We start from the raw sequence: 23413 nt of genomic DNA, 5'->3' as shown, positions 1-23413 counted from the left end.
AGGGCCCGGAATTTCTTGGCTATGTGCTTGTTGCGGGCGGTTTCATACGAGCCACTCAGAACTCCTGCCAACCCTCGCCATCTCCCTCGACAAGCACGGGTTCCGGTTTGCGTGCGGGCTGCCTGCGGACTGCGACCTTCGGTGTCGCCACCGGCCGCGATGCCGCGGCGGCCACAGGGGCCTGGCGCACCGGGGCACGGGAGGTGGCCTGCAGCTTGAACACCGACACGCTCTGGGTCAGCGCACCGGCCTGTTCTTCCATCGAACGCGCGGCAGCGGTGGCTTCCTCCACTAGTGCGGCGTTCTGCTGGGTGGTCTCGTCCATCTGGGTGATGGTCTGGTTGACCTGCTCGATGCCTGCCGACTGTTCCTGCGAGGCCGCGGAGATCTCGGCCATGATGTCGGTCACGCGCTGCACCGAGGCCACGATCTCACCCATCGTCGTGCCGGCCTGGTGCACCAGCGCCGAGCCCTCGGCGACCTTGTCCACCGACGTTTCGATCAAGCCCTTGATCTCCTTGGCCGCATTGGCGCTGCGCTGGGCCAAGGTCCGCACTTCCGAAGCGACCACCGCGAAGCCGCGGCCCTGCTCACCGGCACGGGCGGCTTCCACGGCCGCGTTCAAGGCCAGGATGTTGGTCTGGAAGGCGATGCCGTCGATGACCGAGATGATCTCGGCGATCTTCTTCGACGACTGTTCGATGTCGGTCATCGTGGTGACCACGCGACCGACCACCTCGCCACCCTGCGAAGCGACAGACGCCGCACCAATCGCCAACTGGTTGGCCTGGCGGGCCGATTCGGCGTTCTGGCGCACGGTGGAGGTCAGTTCCTCCATGGAGGCGGCGGTTTCTTCCAGGTTGGCGGCCTGCTGTTCGGTGCGGCGCGACAGGTCGTTGTTGCCGGAGGCGATCTCACCGGCCGCGGTGTCGATGCTGGTGGCCGCCATCTGGATGCCGCCGACGATCTCGGTCAGCTGGCCAACGGTGGCGTTGGCATCGTCGCGCATGGTGGCGAACACGCCATGGAAGTCGCCTTCCATCCGTGCGGTCAGGTCGCCGCGTGCGATGGCCTGCAGCAGTTCGGAGACCTCGGCGAGGTTGCCGTCGGTGGTCTCCATCAACTGGTTGAGTCCCCCGATCATCTCGCGGAAATCGTGCTGGTACTTGCCCACATCGCCGCGCTGGCTGAAGTCGCCCGAGGCGGCGGCCAGCGCCAGTCGCTTGATCTCGCCATTGATGGCCGACAGGCTGGCCTTGGTGGCATCCATCGTCTGCGTCAGCACCGCCTTTTCACCGGGCAAACGGTCCATGTCCATCGACAGGTCACCGATGGCGTAGCGCTGCATCACCTCGACGAGCCGCATCTTCACCGCGATGTGCGAGGCCACCAGCGCATTGGTGTCGCGCACCATGCGGCCGTACTCACCCGGGAACGCGCTGTCGTCGATGCGGTGGCTGATCTGGCCGTCGTCGTGGCGGCGCGTCATCTCGGTCTGTGCCTCGATCACCGACACGACCTGGGTCTGCACATGGCGCATGGCCGACAGCAGTTGGCCGACCTCGTCGTGGCGTGAGGTGTCGATGCGAGTGTCCAGCTTGCCCGCGGCCACCTCCTCGGCGATGGCGACGGCGCCACGCAGCGGACGCGAGACCACGCGGCGCACGCCGAGCCAGGTCAGCGTCGCGATGACCGCCAGCGCCAGCAGCGACAGCAGCAGGATGATGACCGTCAATGCATGGCTGGAGGCCAGCACGGTGGAGCGGGGCTCCACGGCCACCAGCGCCCACTTCCAGGGGGTGAACTGTTTCACCGCGACCAGCGCGGGTACGGCCTTTTCGCCTGTCTTGGGTGCGATGCCGAGCACGGTGTGACCATGGTCCTGCGCCAGCAGCGCCTTCATCTCCGGCACGGAGTCGGCGTCCACCACCGAGGAATACAGCGCGTCCTGGCTGGCGGGATGCGCGGCCAGCGTGCCGTGGTGCTCGCCTTCGGCGATATCCACCACGAAGAAATAGCCCGCTTCGCCCAGTGCCGTGTTGCGCAGCTTGTCCTTCAGCGCCGCGAGGCCATCGCCGTAGTTCTGGCCGACGAACAGGATGCCGATGGTGTTGCCTTCCGCATCCTGCAGCGGCTCGTAATGGGTCATGTAGTCGCGGCCGAAGAGGCGCGCGCGGCCGGTGTAGGGCTTGTCCTGGAGGATCAGCGCGTATGCCGGGTGCTTGTGGTCCAGCGCGGTGCCGATGACGCGCTCGTCCTCGGTGTTGCGCAGCGACGTGGTGGCACGGATGAAATCGTCGCCCTGGCGCACGAAGAGGGTCGCGACCACGTCGGTGGCTTCGGTGAAGCGGTCGACGGTGGTGAAGTCCAGGTTGATCGCCTGCGTACCGAAACGCAGCTCGGGAACCTCGAAGTCGCCGATCAGCGTGGTGCGCCCGGCATCGATCGACACATCACCGGAAGGCAGAGCTGCGCGGAAACTCCTGGCCATCCGCTGCGTGGCGTCGGTCAGGGTGCTGTCGTAGAGGGCGATGGACTCCAGCATCACCTGCGCGGCGACGTCGAGATCGGCCAGGGCACGCGCCTCGATGGCGCGGCTGGATTGCCGCTGCACGACGGCGGCGAGGAGGGTGAGGACGACGGCCACGGCGACGGTGACCTGGAGGGCGAGCTTGCTGCCGAGAGAAAGGCGCTTCAGTCGATTCATGGGGGCAGGGCGGGTTGTGGTGGTAGCTGATCCGATATCGGCGTCACAGTTCGGTCATTGAGCCCCTGTGGGGATTTCCCCGACGAACGGTAAATGCGGATACCTGTGCGAACGGGGCAGCCCAGACAGGCACGGCCCGGAAAGTCCGGGCCGTGCGGGGTGCTTCAGTCGCGTGTTCCGATCCGCGATCAGAACTCCTGCCAGTCCCCGTCGGCGAGTGCCGGCTCGGGCTTGCGGGCGACCGGCTTGCGGGCCACGGCCTTCGGTGGCGCTGCCGGCCGCGGTGCTGCGGCCGCCGCGATGGCCTGGCGGACCGGGGCACTGACGGTGGCATGCAGCTTGAACACCGACACGCTCTGGGTCAGCGCACCGGCCTGTTCTTCCATGGAACGCGCGGCAGCGGTGGCTTCTTCGACCAGTGCAGCGTTCTGCTGGGTGGTCTCGTCCATCTGGGTGATGGTCTGGTTGACCTGCTCGATGCCGGCCGACTGTTCCTGCGAGGCCGCGGAGATCTCGGCCATGATGTCGGTCACGCGCTGCACGCTGGCGACGATCTCGCCCATCGTCGTGCCGGCCTGGTTCACCAGCGCCGAGCCGTCGGCCACGCGATCCACCGAGTTCTCGATCAGACCCTTGATCTCCTTGGCGGCATTGGCCGAACGTTGGGCGAGGGTGCGCACTTCGGAAGCGACCACCGCGAAGCCGCGACCCTGTTCGCCCGCGCGTGCCGCTTCAACGGCGGCATTGAGCGCAAGGATGTTGGTCTGGAAGGCGATGCCGTCGATGACCGAAATGATCTCGGCGATCTTCTTGGAGGACTGCTCGATGTCGCGCATCGTGGTGACCACCTGGCCGACGACATCGCCACCGAGTGAAGCCACGCCGGCTGCACCGATGGCCAACTGGTTGGCCTGGCGGGCGGACTCGGCGTTCTGGCGCACGGTGGAGGTCAGTTCCTCCATCGAAGCGGCGGTCTCTTCCAGGTTGGCGGCCTGCTGTTCGGTGCGGCGCGACAGGTCATTGTTGCCGGAGGCGATCTCACCGGCAGCGGTGTTGATGCTGGTGGCCGCCATCTGGATGCCGCCGACGATCTCGGTCAGCTGGGCGACGGTGGCGTTGGCATCATCGCGCATGGTGGCGAAGACGCCGTGGAAGTCGCCTTCCATGCGGGCGGTCAGGTCGCCGCGTGCGATGGCCTGCAACAGCTCGGATACGTCCGCCAGATTGCCGTCCGTGGTCTCCATCAGGCGGTTCAGGCCTTCCACCATGTCGCGGAAGTCGTACTGGTACTTCTCGGCGTCGCCGCGGTGGGTGAAATCGCCGGCCGCGGCGGCACTGGCCAGACGCTTGATCTCGCCGTTGATCGCGGACAGATTGGCCTTGCACATGTCCATCGCTTCGGTGATGACCACCTTCTCGCCCGGCAGGCGGTCCATGTCCACCGACAGGTCGCCCACGGCGTAGCGGCGCATCACGTCCACGGCGCGCATCTTCACGCCGATATGCTGTGCCACCAGCGCATTGGTGTCGCGCACCATGCGGCCGTATTCGCCGGGGAAATCGCCGTCGTCGATGCGGTAGCTGATCTGGCCTTCGTCGTGGCGGCGCGCCATCTCGCCCTGCGCGCCGATCACAGATACCACCTGCATCTGCATGCGCTGCATGGCGGACAGCAACTGGCCGACCTCATCCTTGCGCGACGTGTCGATGCGGCCGTCGAGCTTGCCGGCGGACACGTCGTTGGCGACGCGCACGGCTTCGTCGACCGGTTTGACGATGGCACGCGCGATGACCCAGCCCAGGCCGATCGCCAGCAGCGTCAGGCCGATCATGCCGGCGACGATGGCGCGCGCACTGGCGCGGTAGCCGGCGTCGGCATTGGCGATCTCTTCGTTCAGTACGTCGACGCTGTGCTCGTTGAGCGTCTTCAGCGCAGCGAACAGGTCGCGGCGGCGCGGACGCGACTTTTCGTCCGAGACGGACTGCGCAAGCACGTAGTCACCTGCTTCAAGCGCGGCATCGATTTCCTTGCGCGCGTCGAAATAGGCGGTCAGCTTCGTGGTGACGTCCGTGTACAGCTGCTTCTCTTTGTCATCGGTCGGCAGCGCCTCGAACAGCGCCTGCTGCTCTTCGACGATCTTCTTGCTGGCGGCCATGCGCTTGTTGTAGTCGATGATCGCGTCGGGTTCGTCCAGGCGGGTCAGCTGGGCGATCTCGAAGGTCCGGAATTCGCCCAGCTGCGAACGTACTTCGCCCATGTACTGGACGGACGGCATGTCGACGCCGCTGACGGCCTGCAGCTTGTCGTTCAACGCGCCGAGGCGCAGCAGCGAGAACACGCCCAGGATGACGGTCATCAGGGCGGTGAGGGCGAAAGCGACGGCCAGCTTCCGGCCGATGGACAGGTTCTGGAACCATTTCATGTGATGCATCTCCGGTTGAGCATGGAAGGCGTGCAGCCAGCCAGCGCCCACGGGTATGTGGACGTCGCGGTATCGATGAGGGGTTCCCCGTCCCGATCCGGCCTTGCCGGCGTTGCATCGTCTGCAGAGGAGGTAACGGCGGCCCTGGTGGCTTCTTTATGACCGTTCGGCGGGAAAGTAATCGTGTTTACCTGATTGCCGGCCTGCGTCGCGCGCGAACTGTGACGCGCGCGACGCGTCCGGCGTAGTGCGCGATCAGAAATGCATCTGTGCGCGCAGTTCGAACACGTCGGGGCTGGCGGAGAACGCGCCGCGCTCGGCATCCACCTTCACGTAGTTGGCCTGGAACTTGAAGTTCTGCGCGAGGTACCACGTGGCACCGAGCGTCCAGTTGTCTTCGCGGCCGCCGGCAATGCCGTCGCTGTCCAGGTCGATGCGGCTGTAGCGTGCAAGCAGTTCAAGCGCACCGTACTTGCCCTTCGGCTTCGGATTGCCGACGTTGCCGGCGCTGTAGGCGCGCGACTCGCCGGTCACCATCCAGCTGCCGAACACGTAGGCGCCATCCGCCGAATACGAAGGCAGGCCGAGCTCGCGCGTGGTCTTCTGGCGCAGGTATTCGCCCTGCAGCGACCACGCGCCATGGATCCACAGGGCTTCCAGGCCGTTGCGGTCGATGCGGTCCACGCGCGTCAGCGTGCCCGAGTCCACCAGTCGTACCGCCGTCAGTGCGGCTTCCGGCTTGGCGCGCCAGCGCGCGCTCGGGTAGACGGTCACGCCCAGTCCGTTGACTTCGCTGTCCGGCCGCTCCTGCGCGGCCGAGACGCCCAGGTGCAGCACTTTGCCGGCCTGCTTAAGGGGGGTCCATGCCACGCGCGCGGCGGCGGTGTCGCCCTTGTTGTTGCCCTGCAGGTCGGATTCGAAGAAGTAGCCGGCGTTGACGATGTAGGCCTCACGTTCGAACGCCCAGTCGATGCCGGTGCGGCGCCCCTGGTAGAACGCCTGCGTGGGCAGCGAGGCTTCCACGAAGGCTGCGCTGCGCGTGGCGGTATTGCCTTCGAATCCCAGCGGCAGCTTCATCTGGCCGACGCGCAGCTTGCCTGCATCGTGCCCGAACAGCGCCTTGGTTTCGACGCGCAGGGCGACGTCGTTCCAGGTCTTGGCTTCGAAATCGAAGGTCGCGCCGAAGTCGTACACGCCCTTGCGCTTGAGCGTCACGCCGATCTCCTGCCGGCGCCAGGCGTCGTCATCTTCCAGCGCCGCGCCGTTGTAGCCGGTGCCCGAGAAGTGGTTGGCGTCGTACTGCAGGTTGCCGCCCAGGCTCAGCTCGGTGCCGTTGGCGAAGGTGATCTTCGGCGGCCAGGCGGTGGCGTGGGTGCCGGCGTCTTCGGCACGGGCGCTGGCATGGATGGCCATCAGGGCCAGGGCGAGGGTCGACACGTACTTCATGGATTTACCTGCTGGGTGTGGGCAAGCGCCCGCCTGCCGCGACCAGTCTACGGTCGCGTCCGGTGACGGCGCATTCGTGAAAAGGTGGAGCGGCGGCGTCAGGCCGCCTGCAGCGTCTTGCGTGCGCGTACCAGTCCGCCGACATCGACGATCAGGGCCACGCGGCCGTCACCGAGGATGGTGGCGCCGGAAATGCCGTCGATGCGGCGGTAGTTGTTTTCGATGTTCTTGACCACGACCTGCTGCTGGCCGATCAGCTCGTCCACTTCCAGCGCCAGCTTCTGGCCGTCGGCTTCCACCACGACCACCAGCGGATCTTCCGCCTCGCTCTGGCCGTAGCGGTAGTAGTCGTTCAACGACACGATGGGCAGGTATTCGCCGCGCACGCGCAGCACGCGGCCGTCGCCGGCCACCGTACGCACGTCCTCGGCCTGCGGCTGCAGGGCCTCGAGCACGTAGCCGAGCGGCAGGATCAGGGTTTCCTCGCCGACCGACACGCCCATGCCGTCCAGGATGGCCAGGGTCAGCGGCAGCCGGATGACCACGCGCGTGCCGCTGCCGGACGCGCTTTCCAGTTGCACTTCGCCACCCAGTGCCTGGATGTTGCGGCGGACCACGTCCATGCCCACGCCACGACCGGAGAGATCGGTCACGGCTTCGGCGGTGGAGAAGCCCGGCTGGAAGATCAGGTCCCAGACCTGCGAATCGCTGGGATTCTCCGGCACGGCCAGGCCGCGCTCGGCGGCCTTGGCCAGGATGCGCTCGCGATTCAGGCCGCGGCCGTCGTCGCTGACTTCGATGACGATATGGCCGCCCTGGTGCGACGCCGCCAGCGTGATCGTGCCGGTTTCGTCCTTGCCCGCCTCGCGGCGCGCATCGGGCAGTTCGAGGCCATGGTCGATGGAATTGCGGACCAGGTGCACCAGCGGGTCGGCGATGCGTTCGATCAGGCCCTTGTCCAGCTCGGTGCCTTCGCCGATGGTGCGCAGGCGCACCTGCTTGCCGAGGCGTGCGGACAGGTCGCGAACCAGGCGCGGGAAGCGGCGGAACACGGCATCCACCGGCAGCATGCGCACGCCGATGACGGCTTCCTGCAGGTCGCGCGTATTGCGCTCCAGCAGGTCCAGACCGGCGAACAGGCGCTCGCACTGGGCCTGGTCGAGCAGGCCGGAGACCTGCTTCAGCATGGCCTGGGTGATGACGAGTTCGCCGACGAGATTGATCAGACCGTCGATCTTGTCGACGCTGACGCGGATGGAGGTTTCTGCGGTGTCGTTGGCGGCGGGCGCGGCGCCTGCCGGTGCCTGCGCACCGCTGGCGGTAACCGGGGCGACCGGCTGCGCTGCCACGGCCACGGCATCCACCGGCACCGCATCGCGCTGCATCGGCTGGATGTCGAGTTCGCAGTCATCCACGACCCAGGCGAACACGTCGTCGACGGCGCTGCGCGGCACCTTGCCGATCAGGCCCAGGTCCCACGCGAGATAGGCTTCCAGCGGATCGATCTGCTCGAAGCCCGGCAGGCGTTCCATCCGGCACGCGATCTCGAGCGGACCGAGGTGTTCCAGTTCGCGCAGGATGCGCAGCGGATCATTGCCGCTCATGAACAGCGACGGCGCGGGGGTGAAGCCGATCTTCCAGCCTTCCGGCGTTTCGTCGGCCTTGGCGGCGGCGGCGGGCGTGGCGGCAGGCGCATCCTGGCCGGACAGGACGGCGTTGAGCCGGTCCTTCATGGCCTGCACGGCGGCGGGGTCGGCCGGAGTGCCGTGTTCGGCCTCGGCCAGCAGGGCACGCAGCACGTCCACCGAGGCCAGCATCGCGTCGACCGCCGGGGGGCTGACGGCGCGCTGGCCGGCGCGCAGTTCGTCCAGCAGGGTTTCCAGTACATGGGTCATGCCGGCGATGGCGTCGAAGCCGAACGTCGCCGAACCGCCCTTGATGGAATGCGCCGCACGGAAGATGGAATTGATCAGGTCGCCGTCGCGGCTGCCCTGTTCCAGCGATAGCAGGCCGGCTTCCATGGCTTCCAGCCCTTCGCGGCTTTCCTCGAAGAACGTGGCGTGGAAGCGCTGCATGTCCATGTTCATTGCGGTGGAGCCCTGTGGCGGTATGCGAAGTGGGGAGGAAGTGCGGGGCTCAGCCCAGGACTTTCTGGACGGTGGCGACCAGCTGTTCCGGATTGAACGGCTTGACCAGCCAGCCGGTGGCACCGGCGGCCTTGCCTTCGGCCTTCTTGTCGGCGGCCGATTCGGTGGTCAGCATCAGCATGGGCGTGAACTTGTAGTCGGGGATGCCGCGCAGGGCGCGGATCAGCGAGATGCCGTCCATGTTGGGCATGTTGACGTCGGTGACCACCGCGTTGAACTTCTGCCCCTGCGCACGTCCCAGCGCGACCTGGCCATCTTCGGCTTCATCCACCGAATAACCCGCCGAAGTCAGGGCGAAAGCGACCATCTGTCGCATCGAGGCCGAATCGTCCACTACCAGAATGCGTGCGCTCATGCGGCGTTCTCCACTTGTTGCATGTTGTTTTCGTTGTTGGTGGTCGCCAGGCCAAGCTGCGGCGCGAGGCCGAGCAGGCGTGCCGCGTCGCGGAAGTTCTGGCTGACCGCGCTGAAGTCGGTGGCCAGCCCGGCCTGCTCGCGCTGGCGCACGAAGCTGCACAGCACCTGCAGGCTGGCGGTGTGCACGCGCTGCACCGTGCCGGCGTCCAGCACCAGCGGGCCAGGCTGTGCGACATGCATGGCCAGGTGTTGCTTGAGGTCGGTGGCGGCCTCGATGCCGAGGTCATCACCCAGGGGCACTGCGCTCATCGTGTCTCCGGAAGGGCGGCTCTAGTGGGGTATCGGCGCACGCGGGCCACTCTTGAGCGTCCGGTGTGAATATGTGATGCGCGTCGACCTGCCATCGCCATGGCCTAGGTGAGCAGCTGCGAGGCGTCCAGCAGGATCACCGCACGTTCGTTGAGGCGCGCCACGCCGCGGAACAGCGGGTTGGCGATGCGGCCGACGCGGGCGTTGTCCGGGGATTCGATCTGGTTGTCGGTCAGGTTGGCGACGTCCTCCACCGCGCTGACGCGCAGGCCGAGGGTCTCGCCATGTTCCTCGAGCACCACGATGCGCGTGGCGGCATCGGTGTCGATCGCATTGCGGCCCAGGTACAGGCCCATGTCGATGACCGGCACCACCTGCCCGCGCAGGTTCATCACGCCCAGCATGTGCGGCGCGGCACCACGCAGGGGCAGCAGGGTGGCGGGGCGCACGACCTCCTGCACCTTCAGCAGTTCCAGCGCGTAATGCTGCTGGTCGCAGCGCAGCCGCAGCCAGCGGGTCTTGCGTTCGGTCGCGCGGCGGCGCTCGCCGGTATCGGGCAATGCCTCCTGCAGGTAGGGCTTGCTCGGCAGCGGCGGCAGCGCGCGCGGCGCCTGCACGGGGCGTGCAGCGGGTTCAGCGACCGGCGCGGCGACCGGCGCGGGTTCGGAAACCCGCGCGGTGGGCGCCGCGCTTCCGTGCAGGTCGTCCAGCAGGGCCTCGAACTCGTCGTCGCTGATCATGTCGCTGGCGCTGCCTGCGCGCGCAGGTGCGACGGCGAGCGCAGGCGCGGGCGGGGCGGTGACGACGGGTTCGCTGGGGGGACTGGTTACGGCGGTGGGCGCGCCGCTGCCGTGCAACTGGTCCAGCAGCGCTTCGAATTCGTCGTCGCCGATAATGTCGGCGTCGCTGCCTGCACGTACCGGTGCGATCGCCAGCGCAGGGGGAGCTTTGAGGTTCGCGGCGGGCGGTGCCGGTGTGTCGGCCGCATCGGGCGATGTCCCGGTGGCGGCTGTTTCCGCGGCGACCGCGGTCAGGGACGGGGCGGCAGCGGTCGCCGTGCCCACGTCGCCCAGCAGGTCGTGCAGGTAGTCGTCGAGGACGGCGGGCGTGGTCATGCGGCTTGCTCGGTGGCGCGTGCTTCCGTCAGCAACAGCCAGTCCAGGGCGCGGCGGTACGCCGACAGGCCGCGGCCGGGATACTGCGCGGCGGGGCTGGAACGGGTCAGTGCATCGACGCTGCAGATGCGCGTGTCATTGGGGATGGCGTCGTTCCAGACGCGTCCGCCGTACTCGTCCTGCATCGCCTTCAACGTCTCGGCACCGGTGCGGGTGCGCTTGTCGTAAAGCGTGGGCAGGATCGAGACCGGCAGTTCGCGATGGCGCGAGCGCTGGATCATGTCGGCGGTGCGGCACATGCCTTTCAGGCCGTGCAGCGCCAGCGGTTCGGTCTGGGTCGGAATGATGACGTGGTCGGCGGCAGCCAGCGCATTGACCATCAGCAGGCCCAGCGTGGGCGGGCAGTCGAACAGCACGTGGTCCCAGGCCTGGCCGCCGCGCGCGAGCGCATTGGACAGGGCCAGGCCCAGGCCGGGCTGGGTGGCGCTGCGGCGCTCCAGCGTGGCCAGCGGTGTCTGTGCCGGAACGAAGGCGAGGTTCTCGATCTCGGTGGCGCGCGCCACGCTGGCGAGCAGCGGCGGCTGCTCGTCGAACAGGTCCAGCACGCCGGCAGGCTGCGGCTCGGCGGGCACGCCGAACGCGCGCGTCAGCGACGCATGCGGATCCAGGTCGACCAGCAGCACGCGACGGCCACGCATGGCCAGGGCGCGCCCGAGGGCGAGGGTGGTGGTGGTCTTGCCGACGCCGCCTTTCTGGTTGGCGATTGCCCACACGCGCATCACTGGACTCCTTCATGGACCTTGGGCGCCGGCGGCGCTCCGGGCATGGGCGACGCGGCGTGGGTCGGCAGCGACGGCAGTGCGATCACTGACGGCGCTTCGACGGCCTGTTCCTGGGCATGCAAGTTCGGTGCCGGGCCGGCCGGGCTGGCCAGGATGATCAGCAGCACGCGGCGGTTGGCGTTGCGGCCTTCGAGGGTGGCGTTGTCGCCGATCGGCCGGAACTCGCCGTAGCCGATCATCGCCAGCCGCTCCGGCGGAATTCCGTCGCGGACGAACAGGTGCACCACGCTCGCCGCACGGGCCGAAGACAGTTCCCAGTTGGACGGGAACTGCGCGGTGCGGATCGGGCGGTCGTCGGTATAGCCTTCCACGCGCACCGAGTTGGGTACGTTGCCCAGCACTTCCGCCAGCTTGCCGACGGTCTGCTGCGCCTGCGGATCCAGCGCCGCCGAGCCGGTGGCGAACAGGATGTCGCTATTGATCTGCACTTCCAGCCACAACTCGGAGCGCTTGATGACCACCAGCTTCTCGTCGATCAGCGGCGCCAGCGCGCGCTCCAGGTCATCGGCGATGCGCTTGAGCTCGCCCTGTGCGCTCTGCAGGCCCTTGGCGTCCAGCGAGAGGTTCATCTGCGAGGCCATCGCCGCCAGCAGGGTGACGTTGGGCGAAGGCGAGGGCGCGGAGGGGCCCTGTTTGGCACCGGACTTGATCGGCGAGGGCCGGTCGAAGTCGGCACCCTGCAACTGATGGTTGCCCACCTGCACCGGGTTGATGGTGCGCGGGGCACCGCCGAAGGCCGCCGTGAGCGCATCGGCCATCACGCGGTACTTGCCCTCGTTGATGGTGGAGATGGCGTACATCACCACGAAGAAAGCGAGCAGCAGCGTCATCAGGTCGGCGTAGGGGATCGCCCAGGCCTCGTGGTTCGCGTGCTCCTCGTGTTTCTTCCTGCGCGCCATCGCCGTCGTTCCGCAGGGGTCAGTGCAGGAAGCCGGCCAACTTGGCCTCGATGTTGCGCGGGTTCTCGCCCTGCGCGATCGCGATCAGTCCTTCGATGATCATTTCCTGTTCGCGGCTGCGCCCGCCGATCACGCTCTTGAGCTTGCTGGCGATGGGCAGGAAGAACAGGTTGGCCGAGGCGATGCCGTAGATCGTCGCGGTGAACGCGGCGGCGATGCCATGGCCCAGCTTGCTGGGGTCGGCAAGGTTCTTCATCACCGCGATCAGGCCGAACACGGCGCCGATGATGCCCAGGGTGGGGGCGTAGATGCCCATGGCCTCGAAGACCTTGGCGGCCGCGAGATCCTGGTGTTCCTGGCCGTTGAGGTCGATCTCCATCATGTGGCGGATCGATTCGGGCTCCACGCCGTCCACCAGCATCTGCAGGCCCTTCTTCAGGAACGGGTCGTCCTGCTGGTTGACCAGCGGCTCCAGCCCCAGCAGGCCCTGCTTGCGGGCGATGTTGCTCCAGTCGACGATCTCGGCGATCAGCGCATCGCCATCGGTGCCCGGTGGCCGGATCACCCAGCGCACGATGGACAGCGCGCGCTTGAATACCGGCGGCGGCGTATGCACCAGGATCGCGGCGATGGTGCCCAGGATCACGATGACGAAGGCCGCCGACGACCACAGCGAGGACAGGCCCGCGCCCTTGAGGATGCTGCCGCCTACCAGGGCGACCAGCGCCAGGATGAGTCCGATGAGGCTGAAGATGTCCATGTGCAGATCTATCGGCCCGGTTCAGGTGGACTTGAGTCGTGAGTCCTGTAGGAGCGACGTAAGTCGCGACCGTGATCACACAGACACCGGGTTGTCATGCCGCGCGTGATCTGGAATCGCGAGCTGTCGCCTTGCGGTTGCAGCAGCGACGTTATTTGCGACCGGGTCACACCGCCATCCAGGCGTCATGTTGTGCAGGGCGTGCGGTCGCGACTTGCGTCGCTCCTACAGGGAGCACGATGCGTCACGCCGTCGCGCGCAGGCCGTCCACGTCGAGGATCAGGGCCATGCGGCCGTCGCCGATCAGGGTGGCGCCTGCGTAGCCGGGCAGGCCGCGCACGGCGCGTGGCAGGGGCTTGATGACGACTTCTTCGCGGCCGCGCACCTGGTCGACGATCAGGCCGAAGCGTTGTTCGCCCATCTGCAGCACCACGATGGTGAGCAGGGGCGTCATCACCGGGTCCACCTGCAGCCAGTGGCGCAGGTCGACCAGGGGCAGGGTATGGCTCTGGCGGTCCAGCACGGCCTGGCCATCGAACCAGCGCAGGCTTTCGGACGGTGCGTGCAGCACTTCCATCACGCGCGCGAGCGGCAGCGCATAGACGGGGTCGCCGGCCTGCACCAGCAGGGTGGGCAGGATCGCCAGGGTCAGCGGTACGCGGATGACGAAACGGCTGCCGCGCCCGATGTCGGAATGGATGGTGATCTGCCCGCTGAGTTCGCGGATGCGCGATTGCACCACGTCCATGCCCACGCCGCGGCCTGAGATGTCGGTGACCTCGGCCTTGGTGGAGAAGCCGGGCAGGAAGACCAGCTGCAGGCATTCGTCGTGGGTCAGGCGCGCGGCGGCTTCGGGATCGATCAAGCCTTTTTCCAGCGCCTTGGCGCGCAGGCGTTCGGGATCGATGCCGGCGCCGTCGTCGCGGATTTCGATGGTGACGAAGTCGCCTTCCTGCTGCGCCGACAGGCGTACGTGGCCGGCACGCGGCTTGCTGCAGGCTTCGCGCAGGCTGGGCACTTCGACACCGTGGTCGATGGCGTTGCGGACCAGGTGCACCAGCGGATCGGCCAGCGCTTCCACCAGGTTGCGGTCCAGCTCCGTCTCGGCGCCGACCAGTTCCAGGTCCACTTCCTTCTGCAACTGGCGGGCAACGTCGCGCGCGACCTTGGGAAAGCGCGAGAACACCTTGCCCACCGGCTGCATGCGCGTACGCATCACCGCCGTCTGCAGGCGCGCGGTGGCGATGTCGAGGCTGCTGACGGCGCGGTCCAGTTCTTCGTCGCGGATGCGCGCGCGCAATGTCTTCAGGCGGTTGCGCGACAGCACCAGTTCGCCCACCAGGTTGACGATGGCGTCCAGCCGCTTGGTGTCCACGCGGATGGTCTGTTCGGTTTCGCCACCGGTTTTCGCGGCCGGCTTCGGCGCGGCCGGTTTCGCGGGCGAAGGTGCCGGTCGCGCGACGGGTGCGGGCGCAGCGGCGCGGGTGGGTGCGCCATCACCGTGCAACTGGTCCAGCAAGGCCTCGAACTCGTCGTCGCTGATCAGGTCCGCGCCGGCCGCAGCGGGCGCGGCGCTTGTCGCGGCGGTGGGTTTCGGCGCGGCGGGTGCGGCATCCCCCCGGGTATCGAACTGGTCGATCAGCATCTGCGGGGCGTGTGGCGGGTCTTCGCCGGCACCGATCGCGTCCAGCATCTGTTGCAGCCAGTCCAGCGATTGCTGGGCGGCATCGAAGTGTTGCGGTTCCAGCGTCGCCTGGCCGGCGCGCACCAGGCCCAGCGTCTCTTCGGCCGCATGGCACAGGTTGACCATCGGCTGGATGCCGAGGAAGCCGGCGCCGCCCTTCAGGGTGTGGAAGCCGCGGAATACCGCGTTCAGCTGCTCGCTGTCGGAGGGGTCCTGTTCCAGCGTGACCAGTTGCTCGCCCAGCCGGTCGAGGATTTCCTGCGCTTCGATCAGGAAGTCGGCGGCGATTTCAGGGGTGACGGCGGACATGGGCGGGGCAGGTACCGGGACGGGTGATCAGCGGGAGGAGTCGAGCAGGTGCAGGGCGTGCGCATGGCGACGCCGCAGGAAGCGGCCGACCAGGACATCGCAGACCAGCAGCGATCCCACGAACAGCAGGACGAGGGGATGGCAGGAACGGCGGGCGGAAGCGTCGGGCATGGCAGGTCTCCGGTTCCGCTGCGCGTTCGCGGGTGCCTACAGCCCCAGTCCGGAGAGCAGGTCGTCTGCGTCGTTCTGTGAAAACGCGTTGCGGTCCAGACCAGCAACGGCCGGACCGGCCAGATCTGAAGGGTTCTTCTTCTCCGGCGGCGGCAGGCCCAGCGCGCCGAAGCCCTCGTGCACGCGACGGACGATGCCCGCGACGCGACGGATGATCTGGCCGGTGAGGTCCTGGTAGCTCTGCGCCAGGGCCATCTCCGACAGCCCCTTGCCGATGCTGTCCACCAGCGCCGCCTGCTCGGGCGACAGCGCGGTGCCCTTCAGTTGGGTGGCGTAGCCACGGCACTGTTCGGCCAGGTCCAGCGTGGTGTGGCTGGCCTGTTCGGTCATTTCCACCACATGGTCCAGGCGCGCGCAGGCGTCGTCCAGCTCGCCCGGTCCGGTGGGTGGCAGTTCGCCCAGCGTCTGCGCCAGCTCGCGCGCCAGGCGGCCCAGGCCCTGCATCATCGGCTGCGTGCGCCAGGCGGCGATGGCATCCAGTTCGCGACGCCAGCCGGCTTCGTCGCCCTGTTCCAGGGCATCCAGCGCGTGCTGCAGTTTTTCCACCAGCGCGGCGCGTGCGCCGGCGATATCGGCCACGGCGCTCATCAGGCGGCGGCTCCCAGGCGTTCGAAGATCTTGCCCAGCTTCTCTTCCAGCGTCTGCGCGGTGAACGGCTTGATGATGTAGCCGTTCACGCCGTTCTGCGCCGCCTCGATGATCTGCTCGCGCTTGGCCTCGGCGGTAACCATCAGCACCGGCAGGGTCTTGTAGCGGTCGTCGGCGCGGATGGCCTTCAGCAGCTCGATGCCGGTCATGCCGGGCATGTTCCAGTCGGTGACCACGAACTCGAAGCTGCCCTGGGACAGTGCGGTCAACGCGCTGTTGCCGTCTTCGGCCTCGGCGGTATTGGTATAGCCCAGGTCATTGAGCAGATTCTTGATGATGCGGCGCATTGTGGAAAAGTCGTCCACGATGAGGATGCGCATGTTCTTGTTGGCGGTCACATCGAACTCCAGTAAAGCGTGCCCGGTCAGGGGCAACGGCAAGGCAGGGGCTGCACGCGGCGGCCTACCGGAGCCTTATCGGCAGGCCGTGGGGATTCTTCAGTCGTTGTCTTCCAGGCCGGCGTCGGCCTTCTCGAACACCTGCAGGCGTCCGCGCAGCCGCACCATGGCCTGGCCGTGGATCTGGCAGACGCGCGACTCGCTGACGCCGAGGACGGCGCCGATCTCCTTCAGGTTGAGCTCCTGCTCGTAGTACATGGACAGCACCAGCTGCTCCCGTTCGGGCAGGTGGCCGATGGCCTTGACCAGTTGCTGGCGGAACTCGCTGCGCTCCAGGTGCTGCTGCGGCGAGGGGCCGCCGGTACGCGCGGTGTTGGGTTCGCCATGGTCGTCGATGTGCGATTCCAGGCTCAGCACCTGGCCACGCGCGGCATCTTCCATCAGGCGCAGGTACTCGGGCAGCGGCATTTCCATCGCACTCGCCACTTCGGTGGCGATGGCGGCACGGCCGGTGCGCTGTTCGATCTCGCGCACGGTGGCGGCCGCCTGGCGGGCGCGACGGTGGACCGAGCGCGGTACCCAGTCGCCGCGGCGGATCTCGTCGATCATCGATCCGCGGATGCGGATGGAGGCGTAGGTCTCGAACGAGGCGCCCTGCTCGGCATCGTAGCTGCGCGAGGCTTCCAGCAGGCCGATCATGCCGGCCTGCACCAGGTCGTCGATCTCCACGCTGGCCGGCAGGCGCGCGGCCAGGTGATGGGCGATGCGACGGACCAGGTCGGCATGCTGGGTGACGAAATCGTTCGCACTGCTGCGCTGTACGGCGCGGTATTGGGCGGCGGCGGTGTTCATGCGGCGACTCCCCGCTGGATCAGGCGTTCGACGAAGAACTCGACGTTGCCGCGCGCTCCCAGCGGCGGCTGCCAGCGTGCCGTCATGCGCGCGATCTCGGCGATGGCGCGGGCCGACGGGCTGCCCGGATAGGCTTTCACGACGGGCTGCTGGCGCTGCACCGCACGGCGCAGCCAGTCGTCCTGCGGCACCGCGCCGAGGTAGTGCAGGGCGACATCGCCGAGGAAACGCTCGCAGACGCGGGCGAGTTTTTCATACAGCTTCCGGCCCTCGTTGGGGTCGCGGACCATGTTGGCGATGACGTGCACGCGGTCCAGGCCGCGCTCGCGCGCGAGCACCTTGATCAGCGCGTAGGCGTCGGTGATCGAGGCCGGCTCGTCGCAGACCACCACCACGGTGTCCTGCGCGGCCTGGCAGAAGGTCAGCACGCTGTCGGTGATGCCGGCGGCGGTGTCGACCACCATGAAATCCAGCGCCCGCTGCAGTTCGGAGAACACGTTGACCAGGCCCACGTGCTCGGCCGGCGCCAGTTCGGCCATGTGGCGGAAACCCGACGAGGCGGGAACCACCAGCACGCCCTCGGGGCCTTCCAGCAGTACGTCTTCCAGTCCGCAACGTCCTGCGACCAGGTCGGCGAGGGTGAACTTCGGCGACAACCCGAGCAGCACGTCCACGTTGGCCAGGCCCAGGTCGGCGTCCATCAGCAGCGTGCGCTTGCCCATTTCGGCCAGCGACACGGCCAGGTTGACCGACACGTTGGTCTTGCCCACGCCGCCCTTGCCACCGGTGATGGCGATGACGCGCACGGGATGGAATGCGCCGGCGGCCGGCGGCGTGCTGCGGGGATTGGTCTGCAGCAGGTGGTCAGGCGACATGGGTGGCCTCGGTCGAGCAGGGTTCGTCGGCTTCGCGGCGCAGCTGGTCCAGCCGCAGCACGAGGTGGGCGCTGTTGGCGCGGTGGAGATCGTGGGGAACGCGCTGGCCGTCGGTTACCCAGGTCATCGGCAGCTGGTGGTCCACGACCACCGACAGGGCGCTGCCCAGGCGACCTGTCTCGTCCAGCTTGGTCAGCACCACGCCTTGCGGCTGCACGCTGCTGAAGCGGCGGACGACCTCGTCCAGGTCGGAGAAGTGCGAGTTGGCCGGCAGGCACAGCAGGGTCTTCACCTGGCCCGATGCGCGCAGCCAGTTGAGCTGGCCCACCAGGTTGCGGTCGCGCTGGCCCAGGCCGGCGGTATCGATCAGTACCAGCTTGTAGTCGCGCAGGCGCTCCAGCAGCAGCGCGAGGGCCTGCGCGCTGTCGGCCTCGTGCACGGCGATGCCGAGCTGGCGGCCGTAGCCGTGCAGTTGCTCGCGACCGCCGACCCGCACGGTGTCGGTGGTGATCAACGCCACGTCGCGTGCGTTGTAGCGCTGCGCGAAGCAGGCGGCGAGCTTGGCGATGGTGGTGGTCTTGCCCGCGCCGGTGGGGCCCACCAGCGCGATGACGCCGCCGGTTTCCAGCAGGTCGGTGTCGACCACCGGCAGCTTCTTCGACAGCAGGCCCAGCATCAGGCCACGGCCGCGGTGCAATTCGGTGTCGGCGGGAATCTGCAGGGCGATGTCGCGGGTGATGCCGGCGTCGAAGCCGTAGTCTTCCATCAGTTCCATCGCCTGCATCCGCACCGGCGAACCGCGCAGGCGTTCGTCGGTGAGGCGGTGCATCTCGCGCTCGATCATCTCGCGCATGGCGGACAGTTCGCCGCGCATCTGCACCAGCTGCTCGTCGCTCTCGCGGGCGTGCGTGGCGTTGTCGGTGACGACGGTCAGCGTCGGTACGGTGACGGCAGCGGGCGCCGGTACCGGTGCGATCACCGGTGCACGCGTGGCGTGCAGCGCGACGACCGGCGCAGGCTCGGGTTCCGGCAGCGACACCGGCGGCGCGATCGAGGGCAGCAGCGCATCCAGGTCGAGCGTGTCATCGGCGTCGGCGCGCGGCGCGGGCTGACGGCGCGGCGGTGCAGCGGGTTCGCTCGCGGCGACCGGCTCGTTGGCGGGAGCGGCCGGCAGGCAGGCGGCCAGCTTGGCGGCGAAGGATTCGGGTTCGATCAGCAGCGGCGCGATGTCGCGGACGACCGGCGCCGGCATCTCGCCGGTGATCGGCGCGGGCGTGGCGGCCACCGGCGCGCGTGGCGCTGCGACGGGTGCTGCCGGCGGTGCGATCGACGCAGGTGCGGCGACGGCCGGCTTGGCGGTCCCGGCACGCGGTGCAGCGGGGACGGCCGGCTGGCGGCGGGCGAAGTAGCTGGCGGCGGCTTCGGCCGGTGACAGGGCCGGAGCGTTCGCGGTCGGTGCCTGCGGCGCCGGGTCGAGCAGCGGATGCAGCGGCGCAGGGGGCGTGGCCGGGCGCATCGCTTCCAGCGTGCGCTGCACCAGCGCTTCGTCGTAGTTGCTGGCAGCAACGATCTCGATGCCATCCTCGGTCACCCGGTTGGACAGGATCACCGCGTCCGGGCCGTGTTCCTGCCGGACCATCGCGAAGGCGGTGCGCATGTCGGGGGCGACGAAGCGTTTGATTTTCATGGCGTGCTATCCGGTTCGATGTCGCGTCGGGTTCTGCTGCTTCCGGTCTCAGCTGATCGTGCCGACCAGCTTCAACCGCTTGTCCTCGGGAACCTCGCTGTAGGCCAGCACCGACAGCGAAGGGACGCTGTGGCGGACCAGGCGGGCGAGGGCGGCGCGGACCGAACCCGGTACCAGCACCACCGCAGGCTCGCTGCGGGCTTCCTGCTTGTTCACCACGTCGGCGAGGCTCTGGTGCAGGCGTTCCGCCAGTCCCGGTTCCAGCGCCGCGCCGGTTCCCTGGGTACTGTCCTGCAAGACGCGTTCCAGATTCGGCGCCAAGGTATAGACGGGCAGTTCCGGCGCCATGCCGGAGATTTCCTGCACGATGAACCGGCCCAGCGAGGTGCGTACCGCAGCGGTCAGTGCGGCCGGATCGGCGTTCTGCGGGGCGAACTCGACCAGCGCCTCGACGATGCGGCGCAGTTGGCGGATCGGCACGCGCTCGATCAGCAGGTTCTGCAGCACGCGCACCACCGTGGCCAGCGGCAGCGCCTTCGGGGTGAGGTCCTCGACCAGCTTCGGCGCGCTGCGGCCCAGCTGGGACAGCAGCTGCTGCACTTCCTCGTGGCCCAGCAGCTCCGGCGCGTGTTCGCGTACCAGATGCGAGAGGTGGGTGGCCATCACGGTGGCCGGATCGACCACCGTATAGCCCAGCGATTCGGCGGTGGCTTTCTGGTGCGACTGGATCCACACCGCGTCCAGCCCGAACGCCGGGTCCTTGCCGGGGATGCCGTCGATGGCGCCGAACGCGCCGCCCGGATCGAGGGCCAGCTCGCGGTCGGGATGAATCTCGGCCGACGCCACCGGCACGCCATGCACCAGCAGGCGGTAGCCGTTGGACGGCAGTTCGAGGTTATCGCGGATGTGTACCGGCGGCACCAGGAAGCCGAGGTCCTGCGTCAGCTTGCGGCGCACGGCCTTGATCCGCGACATCAGTTCGCCGCCCTGGTTCTTGTCCACCAGCGGGATCAGCCGGTAGCCGACTTCCAGGCCAAGTGGGTCGACCGGGCGCAGCTCGTCCCAGGTCAGTTCGGCGTTGCGGTCGGGGGCACCGGGTGCGGGCAGGGCCGCCAGGTCGCCGGCAGCGGCCTCGGGGCTTTCCTGGGTCCGCTTCCACATTTTCCAGGCCAGGTAGCCCAGGCCGGCCGCGAGCGTCAAAAAGGCGACGTTGGGCATGCCGGGCACCAGCCCGACCAGGCCCAGTACGCCCGCCGACACCGCCAGCGCCTTGTGCTGGCCGAAGGCCTGGCCCATCACCGCCTGGCCCATGTCCTGCGAGCGCGAGGCGCGCGTCACCAGCATGGCGACCGAAGACGACACCAGCAACGCAGGCAGCTGCGCGACCAGGCCGTCGCCGATCGACAGCAGGGTGTAGGTGGAGGCCGCGTCCGCCGCCGCCATGCCGTGCTGGAACATGCCCACAGCAAAGCCGCCGACCAGGTTGATGAACAGGATCAGGATGCCGGCGATGGCGTCGCCGCGGATGAACTTGTTGGCACCGTCCATCGCGCCGTAGAAATCGGCTTCCTCGCGCACTTCCTCGCGGCGCGCCTTGGCTTCCTCGCGGGTCAGGATGCCGGCATTGAGGTCGGCGTCGATGGCCATCTGCTTGCCGGGCATCGCGTCCAGGATGAAGCGCGCCGACACTTCCGAGATGCGCCCCGCGCCCTTGGTGATCACCACGAAGTTGATGATGGTCAGGATGGCGAACACCACGATGCCGACCGCGTAGTTGCCGCCCACCACGAATTCGCCGAACGCGGCGATGACCTTGCCGGCGGCGTCATGGCCGTTCTGGCCATTGAGCAGGATCACGCGGGTGGACGCCACGTTGAGCGCCAGCCGCAGCATCGTGGTCATCAGCAGGATGATTGGGAAGATGGTGAAGTCGAGTGGCCGCTTCACGTACACCACGGCCAGCAGCACCACCAGCGAGATGGCGATGTTGAAGCTGAAGAGCGCATCCAGCACCGGTGGTGCCAGCGGCACCACGATCATGGCCAGCAGCGCCAGCACGACCAGGGGTGCGCCGAGGCCGTTCTTCAGCATCTCCATCCAGCGCATGCCGCCGACGGGTTGCGCACTCATGCCTTGCCCCCGTGCTCATCCACGTCCACCGCGGGCAGGTCGGGCAGCGGGGCCTCGCCCACGCGCCAGGCACGCAGCTGGTACACGTAGGACAGGATCTGGGCGACGGCGGCGTAGAGTCTCACGGGGATTTCCCGGCCAAGTTGACCTTCGCGATACAAGGCGCGTGCCAAAGGGGGCGCCGAGACGATGGCGATGCGGTGGGCATCGGCCACTTCGCGGATCCGCATGGCCAGTTCGTCCACGCCCTTGGCGACCACCGTGGGTGCGCCCATCTGACCGGCCTGGTATTTCAGCGCCACCGCGTAATGGGTCGGATTGACCACGATCACGTCGGCGGTGGGCACGTCTTCCATCATCCGGCGCTGCGACAGCTGGTGCTGCATCTGGCGGATGCGGCCCTTGACCTCGGGGCTGCCCTCGCTTTCCTTCATCTCTTCGCGGAGTTGCTGGCGCGTCATCTTCAGTTTCCGCAGCCAGTTCCATTTCTGGTACGGCGCGTCGATGGCGGCCAGCAGGATCAGGCCGCCGGTGGTCGCCAGCAGCAGGGTACTGGTGAAACTCAGGCCGCTGCGCACGGCCTGTTCCAGCGGCATGGTCAGCAGTTCCCGCAGCGGGTTCAGGCCCAGCTTCACGCAGATCGCCGCCGCGCCGCCGATCAGGGCCACGCGCAGCAGCGACTTCAGCAGCTCGGCCACGCTCTCGGCGCCATACAGCCGCTTGAGGCCGGCGGCGGGGCTGAGCCGCTTGAAATCCGGCATCAGCGCCTTCTGCGAGAACTGGAAGCCGCTCATCGCGATCGGTGCGGCCAGGCCGGCCAGCACGCAGATGCCGGCCACCGGCGCGACCACCGCCAGCAGCTTCAGCAGCAGCAGGCCGACATGCCCGAACAGCTGGTCCGGCTGGCGCATCAGCGCGGGGTCGGGCGTCAGCGCGATCTTCATCCAGCCGAGCGTGTCGCGTGCCAGGCCCGGGCCCATCGCGATGATCGCCAGCACGCCGGCCCCGAAGACGGCCGCCGTCGCCAGCTCGCGCGAACGCGGGATGTTGCCCTGTTCACGGGCTTCGCGGCGTCGTTTTTCGGTAGGGAGTTCTGTGCGTTCGCCGCTTTCGTCCTGCTCAGACATGGCGCGTTTCCGACGGGGTCGGAGGGGGCACTGCAAGACCTGTTCCAGTTCGCGACCGCGGTGCGACGTGGAATTGTCTAACGTCGATGGCAGCCGCTACGATGCGGGCCGATGCTCCGTCTTCTCCGCCGCCATTGCTTCCGGCTGCTGCGCCTGCCCGCGCTGGCGGTGCTGTTGCTGGCCGTGCTGGCGAACCCGGTACTGGCCTCGCTGGGCGACCTGCACGAGTTGGGCAGCGGCGGCGACCACCTGCATGCGGTCAGCGAACATGCGGGTGAATCCGCAGGCAACGACCATGGTCACGCGGATGGGGAGGCGGGCGAGGGGGATCTTCTGCACGCCCTGATGCACGCCAGCCACTGCTGCGGCCACCTGACCGCCATCGTGCCCGCGGCGATGCGCGTGCCAGCCATGAAGCTGCTTTCCGCCGCGCCCGTCGCGGCCACGATGGCGGTGCCACGCGCGCCGGCCACCTCCCTGCTGCGTCCTCCGATCAGCGCGTGATGTCCATGCCGGGCTGACGTCCT

The 23413-nt window shown here is 68.1% G+C and carries 18 protein-coding genes and 2 pseudogenes; 1 reads left to right on the top strand and 19 read right to left on the bottom strand.

All coding sequences use genetic code 11. The features are described 5' to 3' along the window. Positions 1–55: 55 nt before the first annotated feature. The 19 genes and pseudogenes from WBN46_RS14215 to flhB form a co-directional block, all read right to left on the bottom strand. On the bottom strand, positions 56–2707 hold the full coding sequence (locus tag WBN46_RS14215) for a Cache 3/Cache 2 fusion domain-containing protein (RefSeq protein WP_337732119.1): 2652 nt from the start codon (positions 2705–2707) through the stop codon (positions 56–58). Between the two features lie 188 nt (positions 2708–2895). Then, the gene (locus WBN46_RS14210) at positions 2896–5130 is read right to left on the bottom strand and encodes a methyl-accepting chemotaxis protein (RefSeq protein WP_337732118.1); all 2235 of its coding nucleotides are present in this window, start codon (positions 5128–5130) and stop codon (positions 2896–2898) included. Positions 5131–5385: 255 nt separating this feature from the next. Further along, entirely contained in the window at positions 5386–6576 is a 1191-nt protein-coding gene (locus tag WBN46_RS14205) for a porin (RefSeq protein ID WP_337732117.1), read from the bottom strand. Between the two features lie 98 nt (positions 6577–6674). Then, positions 6675–8663 carry a chemotaxis protein CheA gene (locus WBN46_RS14200; protein ID WP_337732116.1) on the bottom strand — a complete coding sequence of 663 codons (1989 nt, stop codon included), beginning with the start codon at positions 8661–8663 and terminating at the stop codon, positions 6675–6677. A gap of 49 nt (positions 8664–8712) precedes the next feature. Further along, positions 8713–9078: a response regulator gene (locus WBN46_RS14195; protein ID WP_192202671.1), complete on the bottom strand. Its 366-nt coding sequence runs from the start codon at positions 9076–9078 to the stop codon at positions 8713–8715. After that, complete coding sequence (locus WBN46_RS14190; protein WP_142124928.1) at positions 9075–9389, bottom strand: STAS domain-containing protein; 315 nt, start codon at positions 9387–9389, stop codon at positions 9075–9077. Before WBN46_RS14190 ends, WBN46_RS14195 begins: the two co-directional genes overlap by 4 nt. A 104-nt stretch (positions 9390–9493) precedes the next feature. Beyond that, positions 9494–10504 (bottom strand): chemotaxis protein CheW, encoded by a 1011-nt coding sequence (locus WBN46_RS14185; RefSeq protein ID WP_337732115.1) that lies wholly within the window; start codon positions 10502–10504, stop codon positions 9494–9496. Further along, complete coding sequence (locus tag WBN46_RS14180) at positions 10501–11283, bottom strand: ParA family protein (RefSeq protein ID WP_142124926.1); 783 nt, start codon at positions 11281–11283, stop codon at positions 10501–10503. The genes WBN46_RS14185 and WBN46_RS14180 overlap by 4 nt, the downstream gene beginning before the upstream one ends. A gap of 113 nt (positions 11284–11396) precedes the next feature. Continuing rightward, positions 11397–12245: pseudogene (motD, locus tag WBN46_RS14175) on the bottom strand (flagellar motor protein MotD); the annotation flags it as partial. 19 nt (positions 12246–12264) lie between these two features. Further along, the gene (locus tag WBN46_RS14170; RefSeq protein ID WP_192202667.1) at positions 12265–13005 is read right to left on the bottom strand and encodes a flagellar motor protein; all 741 of its coding nucleotides are present in this window, start codon (positions 13003–13005) and stop codon (positions 12265–12267) included. A gap of 244 nt (positions 13006–13249) precedes the next feature. After that, the gene (locus WBN46_RS14165) at positions 13250–14998 is read right to left on the bottom strand and encodes a chemotaxis protein CheA (RefSeq protein ID WP_192202666.1); all 1749 of its coding nucleotides are present in this window, start codon (positions 14996–14998) and stop codon (positions 13250–13252) included. Positions 14999–15025: 27 nt separating this feature from the next. Continuing rightward, the gene (locus WBN46_RS14160) at positions 15026–15169 is read right to left on the bottom strand and encodes a hypothetical protein (protein WP_337732114.1); all 144 of its coding nucleotides are present in this window, start codon (positions 15167–15169) and stop codon (positions 15026–15028) included. Positions 15170–15205: 36 nt separating this feature from the next. Continuing rightward, complete coding sequence (locus tag WBN46_RS14155; RefSeq protein ID WP_337732113.1) at positions 15206–15817, bottom strand: protein phosphatase CheZ; 612 nt, start codon at positions 15815–15817, stop codon at positions 15206–15208. After that, the gene (locus tag WBN46_RS14150; RefSeq protein WP_192202794.1) at positions 15817–16197 is read right to left on the bottom strand and encodes a chemotaxis response regulator CheY; all 381 of its coding nucleotides are present in this window, start codon (positions 16195–16197) and stop codon (positions 15817–15819) included. The genes WBN46_RS14155 and WBN46_RS14150 overlap by 1 nt, the downstream gene beginning before the upstream one ends. 117 nt (positions 16198–16314) lie before the next feature. Then, positions 16315–17067 carry an RNA polymerase sigma factor FliA gene (locus WBN46_RS14145; RefSeq protein ID WP_192202664.1) on the bottom strand — a complete coding sequence of 251 codons (753 nt, stop codon included), beginning with the start codon at positions 17065–17067 and terminating at the stop codon, positions 16315–16317. Further along, positions 17064–17876, bottom strand: a pseudogene (locus WBN46_RS14140) (MinD/ParA family protein); the annotation flags it as partial. The pseudogene WBN46_RS14140 and the gene WBN46_RS14145, both read right to left, overlap by 4 nt. Before the next feature lie 55 nt (positions 17877–17931). Continuing rightward, entirely contained in the window at positions 17932–19629 is a 1698-nt protein-coding gene (gene flhF / locus WBN46_RS14135; RefSeq protein WP_337732112.1) for a flagellar biosynthesis protein FlhF, read from the bottom strand. 48 nt (positions 19630–19677) lie between these two features. After that, a complete protein-coding gene (flhA, locus tag WBN46_RS14130; protein ID WP_337732111.1) occupies positions 19678–21759 on the bottom strand; it encodes a flagellar biosynthesis protein FlhA in 2082 nt (693 codons plus the stop codon). Further along, entirely contained in the window at positions 21756–22886 is a 1131-nt protein-coding gene (gene flhB, locus WBN46_RS14125; protein WP_337732110.1) for a flagellar biosynthesis protein FlhB, read from the bottom strand. The genes flhA and flhB overlap by 4 nt, the downstream gene beginning before the upstream one ends. Before the next feature lie 111 nt (positions 22887–22997). Between flhB and WBN46_RS14120 the strand changes: the two genes are divergently transcribed. Beyond that, the gene (locus WBN46_RS14120; RefSeq protein WP_337732109.1) at positions 22998–23390 is read left to right on the top strand and encodes a hypothetical protein; all 393 of its coding nucleotides are present in this window, start codon (positions 22998–23000) and stop codon (positions 23388–23390) included. Positions 23391–23413: the final 23 nt, after the last annotated feature.

It is taken from the genome of Pseudoxanthomonas sp. CCNWLW251 (genome assembly GCF_037402255.1).
Lineage (GTDB): Bacteria > Pseudomonadota > Gammaproteobacteria > Xanthomonadales > Xanthomonadaceae > Pseudoxanthomonas_A.
The sequence above is the reverse complement of the archived record's forward strand: the minus strand, read 5'-3'. Positions and strand labels throughout refer to the sequence as shown.